Annotated in this window: 14 protein-coding genes; 9 read left to right on the top strand and 5 right to left on the bottom strand. The window is 72.9% G+C overall.

Annotated features, from left to right (window positions below):
• Nucleotides 1-97: 97 nt before the first annotated feature.
• On the top strand, nucleotides 98-1,267 hold the full coding sequence (locus OG295_RS23660; protein ID WP_371681278.1) for an alpha/beta hydrolase: 1,170 nt from the start codon (nucleotides 98-100) through the stop codon (nucleotides 1,265-1,267).
• Nucleotides 1,268-1,362: 95 nt separating this feature from the next.
• Nucleotides 1,363-2,220: a DUF4429 domain-containing protein gene (locus OG295_RS23655; RefSeq protein ID WP_371678678.1), complete on the top strand. Its 858-nt coding sequence runs from the start codon at nucleotides 1,363-1,365 to the stop codon at nucleotides 2,218-2,220.
• A gap of 37 nt (nucleotides 2,221-2,257) precedes the next feature.
• Here OG295_RS23655 and OG295_RS23650 read toward each other — a convergent pair whose 3' ends face one another.
• Both OG295_RS23650 and OG295_RS23645 read right to left on the bottom strand, forming a co-directional pair.
• Nucleotides 2,258-3,280 carry an aldo/keto reductase gene (locus OG295_RS23650; RefSeq protein WP_371678677.1) on the bottom strand — a complete coding sequence of 341 codons (1,023 nt, stop codon included), beginning with the start codon at nucleotides 3,278-3,280 and terminating at the stop codon, nucleotides 2,258-2,260.
• Nucleotides 3,277-3,684 (bottom strand): MerR family transcriptional regulator, encoded by a 408-nt coding sequence (locus OG295_RS23645; RefSeq protein WP_371678676.1) that lies wholly within the window; start codon nucleotides 3,682-3,684, stop codon nucleotides 3,277-3,279. Before OG295_RS23645 ends, OG295_RS23650 begins: the two co-directional genes overlap by 4 nt.
• Before the next feature lie 79 nt (nucleotides 3,685-3,763).
• Between OG295_RS23645 and OG295_RS23640 the strand changes: the two genes are divergently transcribed.
• The gene (locus OG295_RS23640; RefSeq protein WP_371681277.1) at nucleotides 3,764-4,582 is read left to right on the top strand and encodes a serine hydrolase domain-containing protein; all 819 of its coding nucleotides are present in this window, start codon (nucleotides 3,764-3,766) and stop codon (nucleotides 4,580-4,582) included.
• Here the strand turns inward: OG295_RS23640 and OG295_RS23635 are convergent.
• Nucleotides 4,579-5,238, bottom strand: a complete 660-nt coding sequence (locus tag OG295_RS23635) for a pirin family protein (protein ID WP_371678675.1) — start codon at nucleotides 5,236-5,238, stop codon at nucleotides 4,579-4,581. The genes OG295_RS23640 and OG295_RS23635 overlap by 4 nt on opposite strands.
• Nucleotides 5,239-5,318: 80 nt before the next feature.
• On the opposite strand from OG295_RS23635, the gene OG295_RS23630 reads away from it, so the two are divergent.
• From OG295_RS23630 to fabF, 5 genes are all read left to right on the top strand, one after another.
• Complete coding sequence (locus OG295_RS23630; RefSeq protein ID WP_371678674.1) at nucleotides 5,319-6,530, top strand: PucR family transcriptional regulator; 1,212 nt, start codon at nucleotides 5,319-5,321, stop codon at nucleotides 6,528-6,530.
• A gap of 89 nt (nucleotides 6,531-6,619) precedes the next feature.
• Nucleotides 6,620-7,537 (top strand): ACP S-malonyltransferase, encoded by a 918-nt coding sequence (locus tag OG295_RS23625; protein ID WP_266838857.1) that lies wholly within the window; start codon nucleotides 6,620-6,622, stop codon nucleotides 7,535-7,537.
• An 18-nt stretch (nucleotides 7,538-7,555) separates the two neighbouring features.
• Nucleotides 7,556-8,560 (top strand): ketoacyl-ACP synthase III, encoded by a 1,005-nt coding sequence (locus OG295_RS23620; protein ID WP_356210592.1) that lies wholly within the window; start codon nucleotides 7,556-7,558, stop codon nucleotides 8,558-8,560.
• A gap of 57 nt (nucleotides 8,561-8,617) precedes the next feature.
• On the top strand, nucleotides 8,618-8,866 hold the full coding sequence (locus OG295_RS23615; RefSeq protein WP_150519766.1) for an acyl carrier protein: 249 nt from the start codon (nucleotides 8,618-8,620) through the stop codon (nucleotides 8,864-8,866).
• 79 nt (nucleotides 8,867-8,945) lie between these two features.
• On the top strand, nucleotides 8,946-10,214 hold the full coding sequence (gene fabF, locus OG295_RS23610) for a beta-ketoacyl-ACP synthase II (protein WP_371678673.1): 1,269 nt from the start codon (nucleotides 8,946-8,948) through the stop codon (nucleotides 10,212-10,214).
• Between the two features lie 61 nt (nucleotides 10,215-10,275).
• Here fabF and OG295_RS23605 read toward each other — a convergent pair whose 3' ends face one another.
• Entirely contained in the window at nucleotides 10,276-10,770 is a 495-nt protein-coding gene (locus tag OG295_RS23605; RefSeq protein WP_030160508.1) for a DUF3145 domain-containing protein, read from the bottom strand.
• Between the two features lie 251 nt (nucleotides 10,771-11,021).
• Between OG295_RS23605 and OG295_RS23600 the strand changes: the two genes are divergently transcribed.
• A complete protein-coding gene (locus tag OG295_RS23600; RefSeq protein ID WP_371678672.1) occupies nucleotides 11,022-11,921 on the top strand; it encodes an SGNH/GDSL hydrolase family protein in 900 nt (299 codons plus the stop codon).
• 152 nt (nucleotides 11,922-12,073) lie between these two features.
• Here OG295_RS23600 and OG295_RS23595 read toward each other — a convergent pair whose 3' ends face one another.
• Complete coding sequence (locus OG295_RS23595; RefSeq protein WP_371678671.1) at nucleotides 12,074-14,524, bottom strand: beta-glucosidase; 2,451 nt, start codon at nucleotides 14,522-14,524, stop codon at nucleotides 12,074-12,076.
• Between the last annotated feature and the right edge of the window lie 125 nt (nucleotides 14,525-14,649).

Raw genomic sequence — 14,649 nt, 5'->3', positions numbered from 1 at the left:
TACGCTGGCTCCAGTGAACCTGCCCGGCCGCCACGCCCCTCCCGCCGTCGAAGCCGACGACACCGCCGACGCCCTCGCGCGTCCGGCCGCTCTGCGCATGATGCTCGCGCTCGCCGTCGTCTTCCTCATGCTGGCGACCACCGGCTGGACCGCGGTGCACCCGCCCGAGGCGGGCACCGCGCCGCGGGCGGCCGCCCTCGCCGCATGGTCCGCGGCCCGGATCGACGGCCGGGCCGTACCGGCCGCCGACGCCCCGGTGCGGACGGTGGCCCGCTTCTTCGCCGACCTCGACACCGCCCAGCGCGCCCGCCTCGCCGACGGCTTCCCGCTCGTGGTCGGGAACCTCAACGGGGTCCCGGCCGAGACCCGCTACCGGGCCAACCACAACTCCCTCGTGCAGGCCGCACGGGTCGAGGAGGCCCGCGGCCGGGACGTGGCCCTGACCCCGGCCGACCGCTCGACCGCCGTGCGCCGGGCCCACCGTTTCGAATCGCTGGCCGAGCCCGGCCGGCAGATCTTCGTCTTCGACCCCACCGGGGGCGGCCTCGCCGCCGAGGTCTTCGGTGACCTGCGGGCCGCGCGCCGGGTCTCGGTGATCGTCCCCGGCGTCGACACCGACGCGGTCACCTTCGAGCGCTCCACGCGCCGCCTCACCGCCCCCGTCGGCATGGCCCAGTCCCTCTACGAGGCCGAGCGCGCGGCCCGGCCCGACGAGCAGAACGCCGTCATCGCCTGGGCGGGCTACACCGCGCCCACCGGGCTCGGCGTGGACGCGGCGACCGGCCGGCTCGCCGTCCAGGGCGCCGCGCGGCTGGAGGCGCTGACGGCGGCCCTGCCGGGGAACGCCGGCGTGGTCCTGTTCTGCCACAGCTACGGATCGGTGGTGTGCGGGGTGGCCGCGCACCGGCTGCCGGACCGGGTGACCGACCTGGTGGTGGCGGGAAGCCCCGGCATGCGGGCCGAGAACGCCGCCGATCTGCACACCTCCGCGCGGGTCTGGGCGATGCGCGACGAGGGCGACTGGATCGCCGACGTACCGCACCTGGAGGTCGGCGGGCTGGGCCACGGGGCCGACCCGGTCTCCCCGGACTTCGGCGCCCGGCTGCTGTCCTCGGCCGGGGCCAAGAGCCACACCGGCTATTTCGAGCCAGGGACGTCCTCCTTGGACAATTTCGCCAAGATCGGAACCGGCGCCTTCGGTTCCGTCGCATGTGCGAGCGGCTCCGACGACTGCCGACGAGGAATTTCCGGCTCGGAAGGGCACTGAGGGCGCCCTCCCCGCCCGGCGGCCGTAGCGAACGGAAAAATCGTCCCTGCCGACCGGGGGGACGCGCGGGGGCGCCTCCCTTTACGATGTGCCGCATGGGTGACGTACTGGCCGGAAATCATGCCGTCTGGGAGTTCGACTCGGACTCGGTGCTCATCCGCTTCGCACGGGGGATGCGAACTCCACGGCTCTGGAACGCGCTGGGTGAGCGCAGGATCCCCCTGGAAGCGTTGTCCGGGGTGAGCGTCGAGGTGTCCGCGGGCGGCCGGCGCGACGCGGTGGTGCTGCGCGCCGTACCGCGTCCGGGAGCCGATCCGCTGATGGAGGCTGCCGCCGGGCAGCTCAAGGAGGCCTGCGACCCGTACCGGCTCACGCTCCCCGCGGACCGGGCGGCCGAAGCCGAGGCCTTCGCCGAGGCCCTGCGCGGCCGGCTCGGGCCCGGGGCCGACGAGCCCGCCGACCGGTTCCTGGTCGAGGTCCCGCAGCCGCCCCTCCAGCTGAAGGCGTACGACGCCCGGGTGGGCTTCGACGGCTCGGCGGTCACCTTCCAGTGGTCGCGCACCGGCGCATCCAGCACCAAGTGGCGGTCCGGCGACCAGCGCTTCGCCCTGACCTCCCTGTCCGGCGTCGAGTGGGTCTCCCCGGAACGCCCCGGCGCCGGGCACCTGCGCCTGCTGCCCCGCGACCCCGCCCCCGGGGTCGGGGACCCCCGCGCCGACCACGACCTGGCCGCCGCCGTGTTCGGGGTCGGGTACGGGGCCGTGCACGAATCGCTGCCCTTCGCCGCCGCCGTCCTCGCGGCCCTGCGCGCCCGCACCCCCGTGGCCTCCCTGCCGCGGGCCCGCTCCGGCGAGGACGGCCGCCTCCAGCACCTGGGCGAGCTCTACGGGGCGGGCCTGCTGACCGACTCCGAGTACGCCGCCCTGCGCGACCGCCTCGCCGCGGACGCGTAACCGCGAGCGGCGGCCGGCGAAGGGCCGCGGCCCGGTCCTACTCCTCGCGCGCCGCCGAGCTGAAGGTCATGTCCGGGTAGCGGTCCCCCGCGACCCGGCCGGCGATCGGCTCCAGCAGGGCGAGCTCCGGCGCGGTCAGCGTGATCCGGGTCGCCGCGGTGTTCTCCGCGACCCGCTCCGGTTTGCGGGTGCCCGGGATCGGGACCACCGTCAGGCCGTGCACCGCCGCCCGCTGCTGCACCCAGGCCAGCGCGATCTGCGCCGGGGAGGCCCCGTGCGCGGCCGCGATCTCCCGGACCGGGTCCAGCAGCGCCGCGTTGGTCTTCGCGTTGTCCCCGGTGAAGCGGGGCTGGTGCTGCCGGTAGTCCCCGGCCGCCAGGTCTGCCGCCGCGTCCGCGAAGGCGCCCGTCAGGAAGCCCCGTCCGAGCGGGGAGTACGGCACGAAGGCCACGCCCAGTTCCGCCGCCGCGCCCACCGCGCTGCGCTCCACGTCCCGGCTGAACAGGGACCACTCCGACTGCAGCGCCGCGATCGGGTGCACCGCGTACGCCTCCCGCAGCTCGGCCCCCGTGACCTCGCTGAGCCCGAGGTGGCGCACCTTCCCCTCCCGCACCAGCTCGGCCATGGCGCCCACCGACTCGGCGAACGGCACGGCCGGGTCACGGCGGTGCATGTAGTAGAGGTCGATCACGTCCACCCCGAGCCGCCGCAGGCTGTCCTCGACGGCCCCGCGGATGTACGCGCGGTCGTTGCGGATGCCCCGGTACGCCGGGTCGTCGGTGCGGCGCTCCAGGGCGAACTTGGTGGCGAGGGTGATCTCGTCCCGGTGGGCGGCCACGAAGGGCGCCAGGAACTCCTCGTTCGCCCCGCTGCCGTAGGCGTCGGCCGTGTCGAAGAGGGTGACCCCGGCGGCCAGCGCCGCGTCCAGGGTCGCTCGGGCCGCCGCCTCGTCGGTGTCCCCGTAGAACTCGCTCATGCCCATGCAGCCGAGGCCCTGGATGCCGACGACCGGTCCGCCCTTGCCCAGTTCGGCCCGCTCGATGGTGGTGCGCTCCGTCATGACTGTGCCTTCCCCGTGGCCGCGTTCATCGTGTTCATCGCATACATCTCGATCTTGCAGTCCAGTACGCCCAGCGCGTCGGTCAGCTCCGCGAGGCGTGCCCGCACCTCCCGGCGCGTGTGCTCCAGCAGGGCGCGGCGCTCGTCGACGGTGTGCTCGCCCTCCCGGACGAGTTCGGCGTAGCGGACCATGTCCGCCACCGACATCCCGGTCGCGCGCAGCTTGCCCACGAAGGCCAGCCAGCCGAGGTCCTTGTCGGTGAACCGCCGCTGTCCCGAATGGGAGCGGTCCACGTGTGGCATCAGCCCGATGCGCTCGTACCAGCGCAGCGTGTGCTGGGTCAGCCCCGTCCGGGCCTCGACCTCGCTGATCGTGTACCGCGTCTGCGTCAGGCTCTGGCTCATGGCCTCAACGCTAAAACCCTGGAGTGCACTCCAAGCAAGTAGGCTCGGCCGCATGGAGAGCCTGGATCCCGTCAACACCCTGAACAGCCTGCGGGCCGTCGAGACCTGGCCGGTGCCGACCGCCGCGGCCGCCGTCGTCCGCGCCGACGGGAGCCTGGCCGGCTCCCACGGGCCGCTGGACCACCGTTTCCCGCTGGCCTCGGTCACCAAGCCGCTCGCCGCGTACGCCGCCCTCGTCGCGTACGAGGAAGGGGCGGTCGAGCTGGACGAACCGGCGGGCCCCGAGGGCTCGACGGTCCGTCACCTGCTCGCGCACACCAGCGGACTGGCCTTCGACGAGCACCGCGCGATGGCCCCGCCCGGGGAGCGGCGACTGTACTCGAACGCCGGTTTCGAGGTGCTGGGCGACCATCTGGCCAAGGCCACCGGGATCCCCTTCGCGGAGTACCTGCACCAGGCCGTCTTCGAGCCGCTGGGCATGACTTCGACCACCCTGGAGGGCTCGCCCGCCAAGGACGGCGTCTCCACCGTGTCCGACCTGGCGCGCTTCGCCGCCGAGCTCCAGGCGCCCCGCCTGCTGGACGTCCGCACGGTCGCCGAGGCCACCTCCGTGGTGCACCCGGGCCTCAAGGGCGTCCTGCCGGGCTTCGGGCACCAGTCCCCCAACGACTGGGGCCTCGGTCTGGAGATCCGCGACGGCAAGTCCCCGCACTGGACGGGCACCACGTCCTCCCCGCGCACCTTCGGCCACTTCGGCCAGTCCGGCACCTTCCTGTGGGTGGACCCGGACGCCCGCGCCGCCTGCGTGGCCCTGACCGACCGGGCCTTCGGCCCCTGGGCGGTGGAGGCGTGGACCCCCTTCACCGACGCGGTCCTCGCGGAGCTGCGCTCCGCCTAGGCGGGGAGCTCCCAGATCAGCAGCTCCCCCGGGGACCCGGCGGTGATCTCCAGGCCCTTCTCGCCGGTGATCCGCGCCGAGTCCCCGGGACCCAGCTCCGCGCCGTCGAGCCGCAGGTCCCCGCGCACCACGTGCAGGTAGACCCGTTCGGCGTCCGGTACGGGGACCCGCTCGCCCGCACCCGGCCGCCGCACGTGCAGCACCGCTCCGGCCGCCGGGAGCTCGTAGGGGGTGCCGTCCGCGAGGCCTCGTACGACCTCGTACGCGGGCTCCCCGCCCGCCGTCAGCGGCGCGAGCCACATCTGTACGAACCGCAGCGGGGCCGCGCCGTCGTTGCGCTCGACGTGCCGGGCACCGGCGCCGGCGCCCAGCCGCTGGACGTCGCCGGGGCGGACCACGCCGGTGTCGCCGGTGGTGCTGTCCCGGTGGGTGAGTTCGCCCTCCACCACCCAGGTGACGATCTCGGTGTGGCTGTGCGGGTGCTCGTCGAAGCCCGATCCGGGCGCGAGGCGTTCCTCGTTGCAGGCCAGCACCGGGCCGAAGCGGATGTTGTCCGGGTCGTAGAAGGACCCGAAGGAGAAGGCGTGGCGGGTGCCGATCCCGGCACCCGCGTCCCCTCCCTCGTACCGGTCCGCAGCACGGCGTACATCAATCATGGGGGCCACCGTAGCCCCCGTCCGGGGGCCCGCCGCGGACCCGCGTCCGCGCCGGGGCGCTGATAAGGCAGTCTTGTCCCGTGCCCCAACCCGAACGTGAGCAGTCCCCCGAGACCCGTCCCGCGCATCCGCCCCACCCCCACAGCGCGACGCTGCGCCGGCTGGAGAAGTCCTCCGGCCGGCTCGCCGCCAACGCCATCACTCGGATGGACGAGACCCTGCCGTGGTACCGGGCGATGCCGCCGGAGAACCGGTCGTGGATCGGCCTGGTGGCGCAGGCCGGCATCGCCGCGTTCACGGAGTGGTTCCGGCACCCGGAGACCCCGCAGGCCATCTCCACCGACGTCTTCGGGACGGCTCCGCGCGAGCTGACCCGGGCGATCACCCTGCGCCAGACCGTCGAGATGGTCCGTACGACGATCGAGGTCATGGAGGCCGCGATCGACGAGGTCGCGGCCCCGGGCGACGAGTCGATCCTGCGCGAGGCGCTGCTGGTGTACGCCCGCGAGATCGCCTTCGCGACCGCCCAGGTGTACGCCCAGGCGGCCGAGGCGCGGGGGGCGTGGGACGCCCGGCTGGAGTCCCTGGTCGTCAACGCCGTGCTGTCGGGCGAGGCCGACGAGGGCGCGCTGTCCCGGGCGGCGGCCCTTGGCTGGAATTCGCCGGAGCACGTGTGCGTGGTGCTGGGCACCGCGCCGGACGGGGACAGCGAGCTGACGGTCGAGGCGATCCGGCGCGCGGCGCGCCACCACAAGCTCCAGGTGCTCACCGGGGTGCTCGGCGACCGGCTCGTGGTGATCGCGGGCGGCAGCGACAACCCGATGCAGGTGGCGAAGTCCCTGATCGGCCCGTTCGCGGCCGGTCCCGTGGTGGCCGGTCCGGTGGTGCCCGACCTGCTGAACGCGACGAAGTCGGCGCAGGCGGCGGCGGCCGGCCTCAAGGCCTGCACCGCCTGGCAGGACGCGCCGCGCCCGGTGCTGGCAGACGATCTTCTGCCGGAGCGCGCGATCGCCTCCGATCCCTCGGCCAGGGAGCAGCTGGTGGAGGAGATCTACAGACCGCTGGAGGAGGCGGGCTCGGCGCTGCTGGAGACGCTGAGCGTCTACCTGGAGCAGGCGAGCAGCCTGGAGGGGGCCGCGCGGATGTTGTTCGTGCACCCCAACACGGTGCGCTACCGGCTCCGACGTGTGACCGACGTCACCGGATGGTCACCCTCCGACGTTCGTTCGGCGTTCACGCTGCGGATCGCCCTGATCCTCGGACGTCTGGCCGACGGAGATCCTCAGTCCTAGACTTTTGTCGGACATCAACAATTAGCCCGACGGTTCTTCGTCCCTGTCCCCACGGGCGGCGGGGACCGTCCACAAGAGAGAGTGTGAGGGTGCTCGTACTCGTCGCTCCCGGCCAAGGCGCTCAGACGCCCGGCTTCCTGACTCCCTGGCTCGAACTCCCCGGCGCCGCCGAACGCGTCGCCGGGTGGTCGGACGCCATCGGGCTCGACCTTGCCCACTACGGCACGAACGCCGACGCGGACGAGATCCGCGACACGGCCGTGGCCCAGCCGCTGCTGGTCGCGGCGGGCCTGCTGTCCGCTTCCGCCCTCGGTTCCCCCTCGGCCTTCGGCGCCGTCGCCGGGCACAGCGTCGGTGAGATCACCGCCGCCGCCTACGCCGGCGTACTGACCGAGGGCGAGGCGCTCTCCTTCGTCCGTACCCGCGGTCTGGGCATGGCCGATGCCGCCGCCGTCACCGAGACCGGCATGGCCGCGGTCCTGGGCGGCGACCAGGACGTGGTCGTCGCACACCTGGAGAAGCTGGGGCTGACCCCGGCCAACATCAACGGGGCGGGCCAGATCGTGGCCGCCGGCACCATGGAGCAGATCGCCGCTCTGGAGGCCGAGAAGCCCGAGGGTTCCATGAAGGTCGTCGCCCTCAAGGTCGCGGGCGCCTTCCACACGCACCACATGACGCCCGCGGTGGCCGCGCTGCAGAAGGCCACCGAGGCCCTCACGCCGGCCGACCCGACGGTGAAGTACGTCTCGAACCGGGACGGCCTCGTCGTCGACAAGGGCGCCGACGTCGTCGCCCGCCTGGTCGGCCAGGTCGCCAACCCGGTCCGCTGGGACCTGTGCATGGAGACGTTCGCCGAGCTGGGCGTCACCGGGATCATCGAGCTCTCTCCCGGCGGCACCCTGACGGGTCTGGCCAAGCGCGCGCTGAAGGGCGTTCCGAGCGTGGCCCTGAAGACCCCGGACGATCTCGACAAGGCCGCCGCGCTCATCGCAGCGCAGGCGGCCTGAGAGAAGGAGCCCACAAGCATGTCGAAGATCAAGCCGGCCAAGGGCTCCCCGTACGCCCGCATCCTCGGTGTGGGCGGCTACCGCCCGACCCGGGTGGTGCCCAACGAGGTCATCCTGGAGACGATCGACTCGTCCGACGAGTGGATCCGCTCCCGTTCCGGCATCGCGACCCGGCACTGGGCCTCGGACCAGGAGACGGTCGCCGCGATGTCCGTGGAGGCCTCCGGCAAGGCGCTCGCCGACGCCGGGATCTCCCCGGAGCAGATCGGTGCGGTGATCGTCTCCACGGTCTCGCACTTCAAGCAGACCCCCGCCGTCGCGACGGAGATCGCGCACCGGATCGGCGCGGGCAAGCCCGCGGCGTTCGACATCTCGGCGGGCTGTGCCGGTTTCGGCTACGGCCTGACGCTCGCCAAGGGCCTGGTGGTCGAGGGGTCGGCGCAGTACGTCCTCGTCATCGGTGTCGAGCGGCTGTCGGACCTGACCGACCTGGAGGACCGCGCGACGGCCTTCCTGTTCGGCGACGGTGCCGGCGCCGTGATCGTCGGCCCTTCGGACGAGCCCGCCATCGGCCCCACGGTCTGGGGTTCCGAGGGCGACAAGTCCGAGACGATCAAGCAGACCGTGCCGTGGGACGAGTACCTCGGCAAGGACGGCGGAGAGAAGTTTCCGGCCATCACGCAGGAGGGCCAGGCGGTCTTCCGCTGGGCCGTCTTCGAGATGGCCAAGGTGGCCCAGCAGGCGCTCGACGCGGCCGGGATCACCGCGGAGGACCTGGACGTCTTCATCCCGCACCAGGCGAACATGCGGATCATCGACTCGATGGTGAAGACTCTGAAGCTGCCGGAACACGTCACGGTCGCCCGTGACGTGGAAACCACCGGCAACACGTCGGCCGCCTCGATCCCGCTCGCCATGGAGCGGCTCCTGGCGACCGGAGCGGCGAAGAGCGGCGACACCGCGCTCGTCATCGGCTTCGGGGCGGGGCTCGTCTACGCCGCGACGGTCGTTACCCTCCCCTAGGGCCCGGGATCCACTTCCCGCCCTGATCAACCCACTCAGCTACAGAAGGAGCGCCACATGGCCGCCACGCAGGAAGAGATCCTCGAAGGTCTCGCGGAGATCGTCAACGAGATCGCCGGCATCCCGCAGGAGGACGTCCAGCTGGACAAGTCCTTCACCGACGACCTGGACGTCGACTCCCTGTCCATGGTCGAGGTCGTCGTCGCCGCCGAAGAGCGCTTCGAGGTGAAGATCCCGGACGAGGACGTCAAGAACCTCAAGACGGTCGGCGACGCCGCGGACTACATCCTGAAGCACCAGGCCTGAGCCTGACGAGCGTTTGTCGCCACCTGGCGGTGGCGCCGTGACAATTCAGCACCCCCTTAGACGTGGAGAAAGAATTCCTGTGAGCCCGACCAATCGCACCGTGGTCGTCACCGGTATCGGCGCAACCACTCCGCTGGGTGGCGACAGCGCTTCGACCTGGGAAGGTCTGCTCGCCGGCCGGTCCGGCGTTTCGCCCCTGGAGGGCGAGCGCTTCGCCGAACTGCCGGTTCAGATCGCCGCCCGGGCCGCCGTGGACCCGAGCGAGGTACTCCCCCGCCCGCTGGCCCGCAAGCTCGACCGCTCGGCGCAGTTCGCCGTCATCGCGGCCCGCGAGGCCTGGGCCGACGCGGGTTACACCGCCCCGGCCGGCGAGGACGAGTCCATCGTCCCCGAGCGTCTGGGCACCGTGATCGCCTCCGGCATCGGCGGCGTCACGACCCTGCTCGACCAGTACGACGTACTGAAGGAGAAGGGTGTGCGCCGGGTCTCCCCGCACACCGTCCCCATGCTCATGCCGAACGGCCCCTCGGCCAACGTCGGTCTCGAAGTCAACGCCCGCGCCGGTGTCCACACCCCGGTCAGCGCGTGCGCGTCGGGCGCCGAGGCCATCGGCTACGCCGTCGAGATGATCCGTACCGGCCGCGCCGACGTGGTCGTCGCCGGCGGTACCGAGGCGGCCATCCACCCGCTGCCGATCGCGGCGTTCGCCAACATGATGGCGATGTCCAAGAACAACGAGAACCCGACGCAGGCCTCCCGCCCGTACGACAAGGGCCGTGACGGCTTCGTCCTCGGCGAGGGCGCGGGCGTCGTGGTGCTGGAGTCGGCCGAGCACGCCGCCGCGCGCGGCGCCCGGGTCTACTGCGAGGTGCTGGGCCAGGGCCTGTCCGCGGACAGCCACCACATCGCGCAGCCGGAGCCGACGGGCCGCGGTGTCGCGGCCGCCGTGCAGAACCTGCTCGACAACACCGGCCTGGACCCGGCCGAGCTGGTCCACCTGAACGCGCACGCCACGTCGACCCCGCAGGGTGACACGGCCGAGCTGAAGGCCCTGCGCAAGGTCCTGGGCGACGACCTCGACCACATCGCGATCTCCGCGACCAAGTCGATGACCGGTCACCTGCTGGGCGGCGCGGGCGGTATCGAGACCGTCGCGACCGTGCTGGCGCTGTACCACCGCATCGCCCCGCCGACGATCAACGTCGACGAACTCGACGACGACATCGACGCGGACATCGTGCGCGGCGAGCCCCGCAAGCTGCCCGTCGACGGCCCGATCTCCGCGATCAACAACTCCTTCGGCTTCGGCGGCCACAACGTGACGCTGGCGTTCCGCAGCGTCCAGTAGCGACCGGCACCACGAGAAAGGCCCACCCGGACACCGGGTGGGCCTTTCTCGTGGCCTGGGCTCAGACGACCTGGTGGAGCCAGCGGACCGGGGCGCCCTCGCCCGCGTAGCGGAAGGGCTCCAGTTCGTCGTCCCAGGGTTTGCCGAGCAGTTTGGCGATCTCCGCCTCCAGGTCGGTCTCGCCGCGTGCCGACCGGGCGAGCGCGGCCCGCAGGCGGTCCTCGGGGATCAGGATGTCGCCGTGCATGCCGGTGACGGCGTGGAAGATGCCGAGCTCCGGGGTGGAGCTGTAGCGCTCGCCCTCGGCGGTCGGACAGGGTTCGGCGGTCACTTCGAAGCGGAGCAGGTGCCAGCCGCGCAGGGCGGAGGCGAGTTTCGAGGCGGTTCCCGCCTCGGCCTGCCAGGAGAACTCGGCTCTCCAGGTACCGGGGGAGGCGGGCTGCCTGATCCAGTCGAGGTTCACCCGCACCCCGAGCACGCCCGCAACAGCCCATTCCACGTGCGGGCAGAGCGCGCGCGGTGCGGAATGCACGTACAGAACTCCACGTGTCGTCACCGGGACCTCCAGTGTGGGACGAGGTCGGGAATAAACTCCAGAAAACGGACAGTATGTGACGTGATGTAATGTAACGGAAATTATTTGACATTGCGCTGCGGCACCTGCGGCCGAAACGCCACGGGAAAAAGCTACCGTGCGCCGGGGGTCATGGTGTGACGTACGGTCGCTCCGAGGCCCGTAAACGCGGAGCATTCACTCAGCAGGACGCCCCCGGAAGGACGCGGGGGCGACGAGGGAGGGACCAGTCGATGCGCACCACCGCTCCGCGCCGCAGCGTGCGCCGGACCGTCGCGGCGGCGGGCGTGGCGGTGGCCGTCATGGCCGCGACGGTCACCGGCTGTGACTCCGGGGGCGCGAAGCCGGCGGGCGAGCGGGGCGCGGGCGCGGCGGGGCCGCGCTGGAACACCGCACCCGCGTCGATCGCGGCCGTCGGGGACTCCATCACCCGCGGGTTCGACGCCTGTTCGGTGCTGGCCGACTGCCCGGAGGTCTCCTGGGCCACGGGCGACGACCCCGCGGTGCAGTCGCTCGCCGCCCGGCTGCTCGGTGCGGCCGCGGTACCCGCGCGCAGCTGGAACCTCGCGGTGACCGGAGCGCGGATGGCGGACCTGCCGGGGCAGCTCGCCTCGGCCGCGGAGCACAAGCCCGACCTGGTCACGGTGATGGTGGGCTCGAACGACGCCTGCCGGCCCACGGCTTCGTCGATGACCTCGGTGGCGGACTTCCGGGCCGGTTTCGAGCAGGCCCTGAGCGGGTTGCGGGCCGCCTCGCCGGCCTCCCAGGTCTACGTCTCCTCCGTGCCGGACCTCCAGCGGTTGTGGGAGCAGGGCAAGGACAGCCCGATGGTGCGGCAGATCTGGAAGCTGGGGATCTGTCAGTCCATGCTCGCCGAACCGCTGTCGGGGGCGGAGGGCGCGACGGCCCGCCGGGAGAAGGTGCGGGCGCGGGTGGTCGAGTACAACGAGGTGCTGCGCGAGGTCTGCGCGAAAGACCCGCTGTGCCGCTACGACGGCGGCGCGGTGTTCCAGTACCCCTTCTCCGCGGAACAGCTCAGCCGCTGGGACTGGTTCCATCCGGGCCGGGACGGACAGGCGCGGCTCGCGGAACTGGCCCACCGCCAGGTGACGGCGGCGCAGCCCCCGCGTTGACGCGGAAGGACCGGGGGCGGGTGTCAGGGCCCGCCCCCGGTCCGGTTCACCGACCGGATTCATGGTTGTTTTCCGGCCATTTCGACCCTACGGCGTGTCGCGCCGGTCGGAGCCCGCCGCGCACCGGGCGAGCGGGTGCGCCGGGCGGCCGTTCACAGGTCGAGCGTGACGGTCAGCCGCGTGTCGGCGTGCGAGTGGCTCGCGCGCACCTCGTACGCCCCGCCGATCCGCCGCCAGCCGCTCGTGGCCTCGTCCCAGATCTCGAAGGCGCGGGCGGGCAGCGGGATCTCCACCTCGACGCTCTCCCCGGGGCCCGCCCCGACCCCCGCGAAGGCGGCCAGCCAGCCGGCGGGGCGTTCCACGGCGTCGGCCACGGGCGCCAGGTAAATCTGGACCACCTCGCGGCCCGGCCGGCCGCCGGTGTTGGCCAGGCGGACCCGGACGCGGTCGGCGGTGGCCTCCAGGGACTCGTAGGCCCAGTCGGTGTAGCCGAGGCCGTGCCCGAAGGGGTAGGCGGGGGTCACGCCGTGCTTCTCGTACGCCCGGTAGCCGATGTCGAGTCCCTCGCGGTACTCCAGGCGCCCTTCGGTGGGGAGCACGTCGGTGACGGGCGCGTCGGCGAGGGTGGCGGGCCAGGTGGTGGGCAGGCGCCCGCCCGGCTCGGCGTGCCCGAGGAGGACGTCGGCCACCGCGGCCCCGCCCTCCTGCCCGGGGAACCAGGTCAGCAGGACCGCGGCGACGTCCTCGCGCCACGGGAGTTCCACCGGGGAACCGGCGTTGACGACGACCACGGTGTTCGGGTTGGCGGCGGCCACGGCCCGCACGAGGTCGTCCTGACGGCCCGGCAGGACGAGGTCCCGGCGGTCGAACCCCTCGGACTCCACGCGCTCGGTGGTGGCGACGACCACGACGGCGGTGTCGGCGGCCCGGGCGGCCGAGACGGCCTCGGCGATCAGCTCGTCGGCGTCGTGCCGGGGGGCGAGGTGGAGCAGGGAGAACATGACGGCCTTGAGCGGCATCGCGCTCAGGTCGGGGACCCGGTAGGTGAGCGAGACCTCGACGGGCTCCCCTTCGACGAGGGACAGGCGGGCGCGTTCGCTGGGGGCGCCGAAGAACGCCTCGAAGGGGTCCGCCTCGTCACCCGGCCCCTGGACCCCCTCCCACAGGACCCGTCCGCCGACGGCGAGGCCGAAGGCGCCCAGCCCCCGGGTGCCGAAGGCGTGCTCGCCGCTCTCGCGCGGCACGAAGGTGCCGGTGACCTCGATGCTCGCCATCGTCTCGTACGAGGCGTCGCCGGGCAGGTCGTCGCCGATCCACTGGACCTGGCCGCTGGGCAGAGCCCCCTCGCCCAGGACGGTCCCGGAGGCGTCGCGGCAGACGGCGCGCAGTGTGAAGCCCTGGTCGGCGGGGACGAGTTCCCCGCTCGGGTCGGCGCCGACGGTGTAGGTCAGCGCTCCGGCGGGGAGCGCGGCCGTGAGCCCGTCGAGCGGGGAGAGCACCCGCTCGGGGAAGACGGTGGCGGACCCGCCGCCGAGGACACGGGCGTCGCGGGCGGCGGCGCCGCTGAGGGCGACGGTGCGGCCCGCGTCCGCGTCGAGCGGCAGGGCTCCGGCTTCGTTGCGCACGAGGACGAACCCGCGCACGGCCAGCTCGCGGGCCAGGGCCTGCCCGTCGAGGGGGGCCGGCGGCTCGGCGACCACGGCGGGGGCGCCGTCCAGGAGGCCGACGCGGGCGGCGAGGCGCAGCACGTTGCGCACGGCCGCGTCGACGGCGGACTCGGGAACCTCCCCCGCCCGGACGGCGGCGGCGAGGGCGGGGCCGTAGACGGTCTGCGGGCCGGGCATGGCCACGTCCATTCCGCCGAGGATGTCCCCGGTGGTGGAGCGTGCGGCCGTCCAGTCCGAGACGTTGCAGCCGTCGAAGCCCCACTGGGCGCGCAGGACCTCGTTCACCAGGTACCGGTGCTCGGTCATGGTGGTGCCGTTGACCCGGTTGTAGGCGGTCATGATGCCCCAGGGGTGGGCGTTGGTCACGATCGCCTCGAAGGGCGCCAGGTACAGCTCGCGCAGCGGGCGCGGGGCGATGACGCAATCGACGGTGAAGCGTTCCGTCTCGGCGTCGTTGCCGACGAAGTGCTTGACGGTGGTGCCGACGCCGCCGTCCTGGACGCCGTTGACGTAGCCGCTGCCGATGGCGCCGGTCAGGCAGGGGTCCTCGGAGTAGCACTCGAAGTGGCGTCCGCCGAGCGGGGAGCGGTGCAGGTTGACGGTGGGGGCCAGCAGGACGTGGACGCCCTTGCGGCGGGCCTCCTGGGCGAGGAACCGGCCGGCCCGGCGGGCGAGGGAGGGGTCCCAGGCGGCGGCCAGCGCGGTCGGGGAGGGCAGGGCGACGGACGGGTCGTCCGCGGTCCAGCGCACGCCCCGCACGCCGACGGGCCCGTCGGACATGACCAGGGAGCGGAGCCCGATCTCGGGAACGGCGGGCAGGGACCACATGTCCTGGCCGGCCAGGAGGCGGGTCTTGGTGTCGAGATCCAGCTTGCCCAGCGCCGTTTCCACGGCGTCTTCGCGGATGCGGTCGCGGGCCTGATCGGCATCGGTCACGGCCGTGCCTCCTCGTGAGTGCGGTGTGGTGCCCCCATCGTGGACCTCCCACCTGTAGACTGGTAGGGGTTGTAATCTTTTCGTGATATCCCTATGTCGTACGGTCCTTCTTGCGGGTACGAACG

The sequence above is a fragment of the Streptomyces sp. NBC_01276 genome, assembly GCF_041435355.1.
Classification (GTDB): domain Bacteria; phylum Actinomycetota; class Actinomycetes; order Streptomycetales; family Streptomycetaceae; genus Streptomyces.
This window is presented reverse-complemented; position numbering and strand designations above follow the sequence as displayed.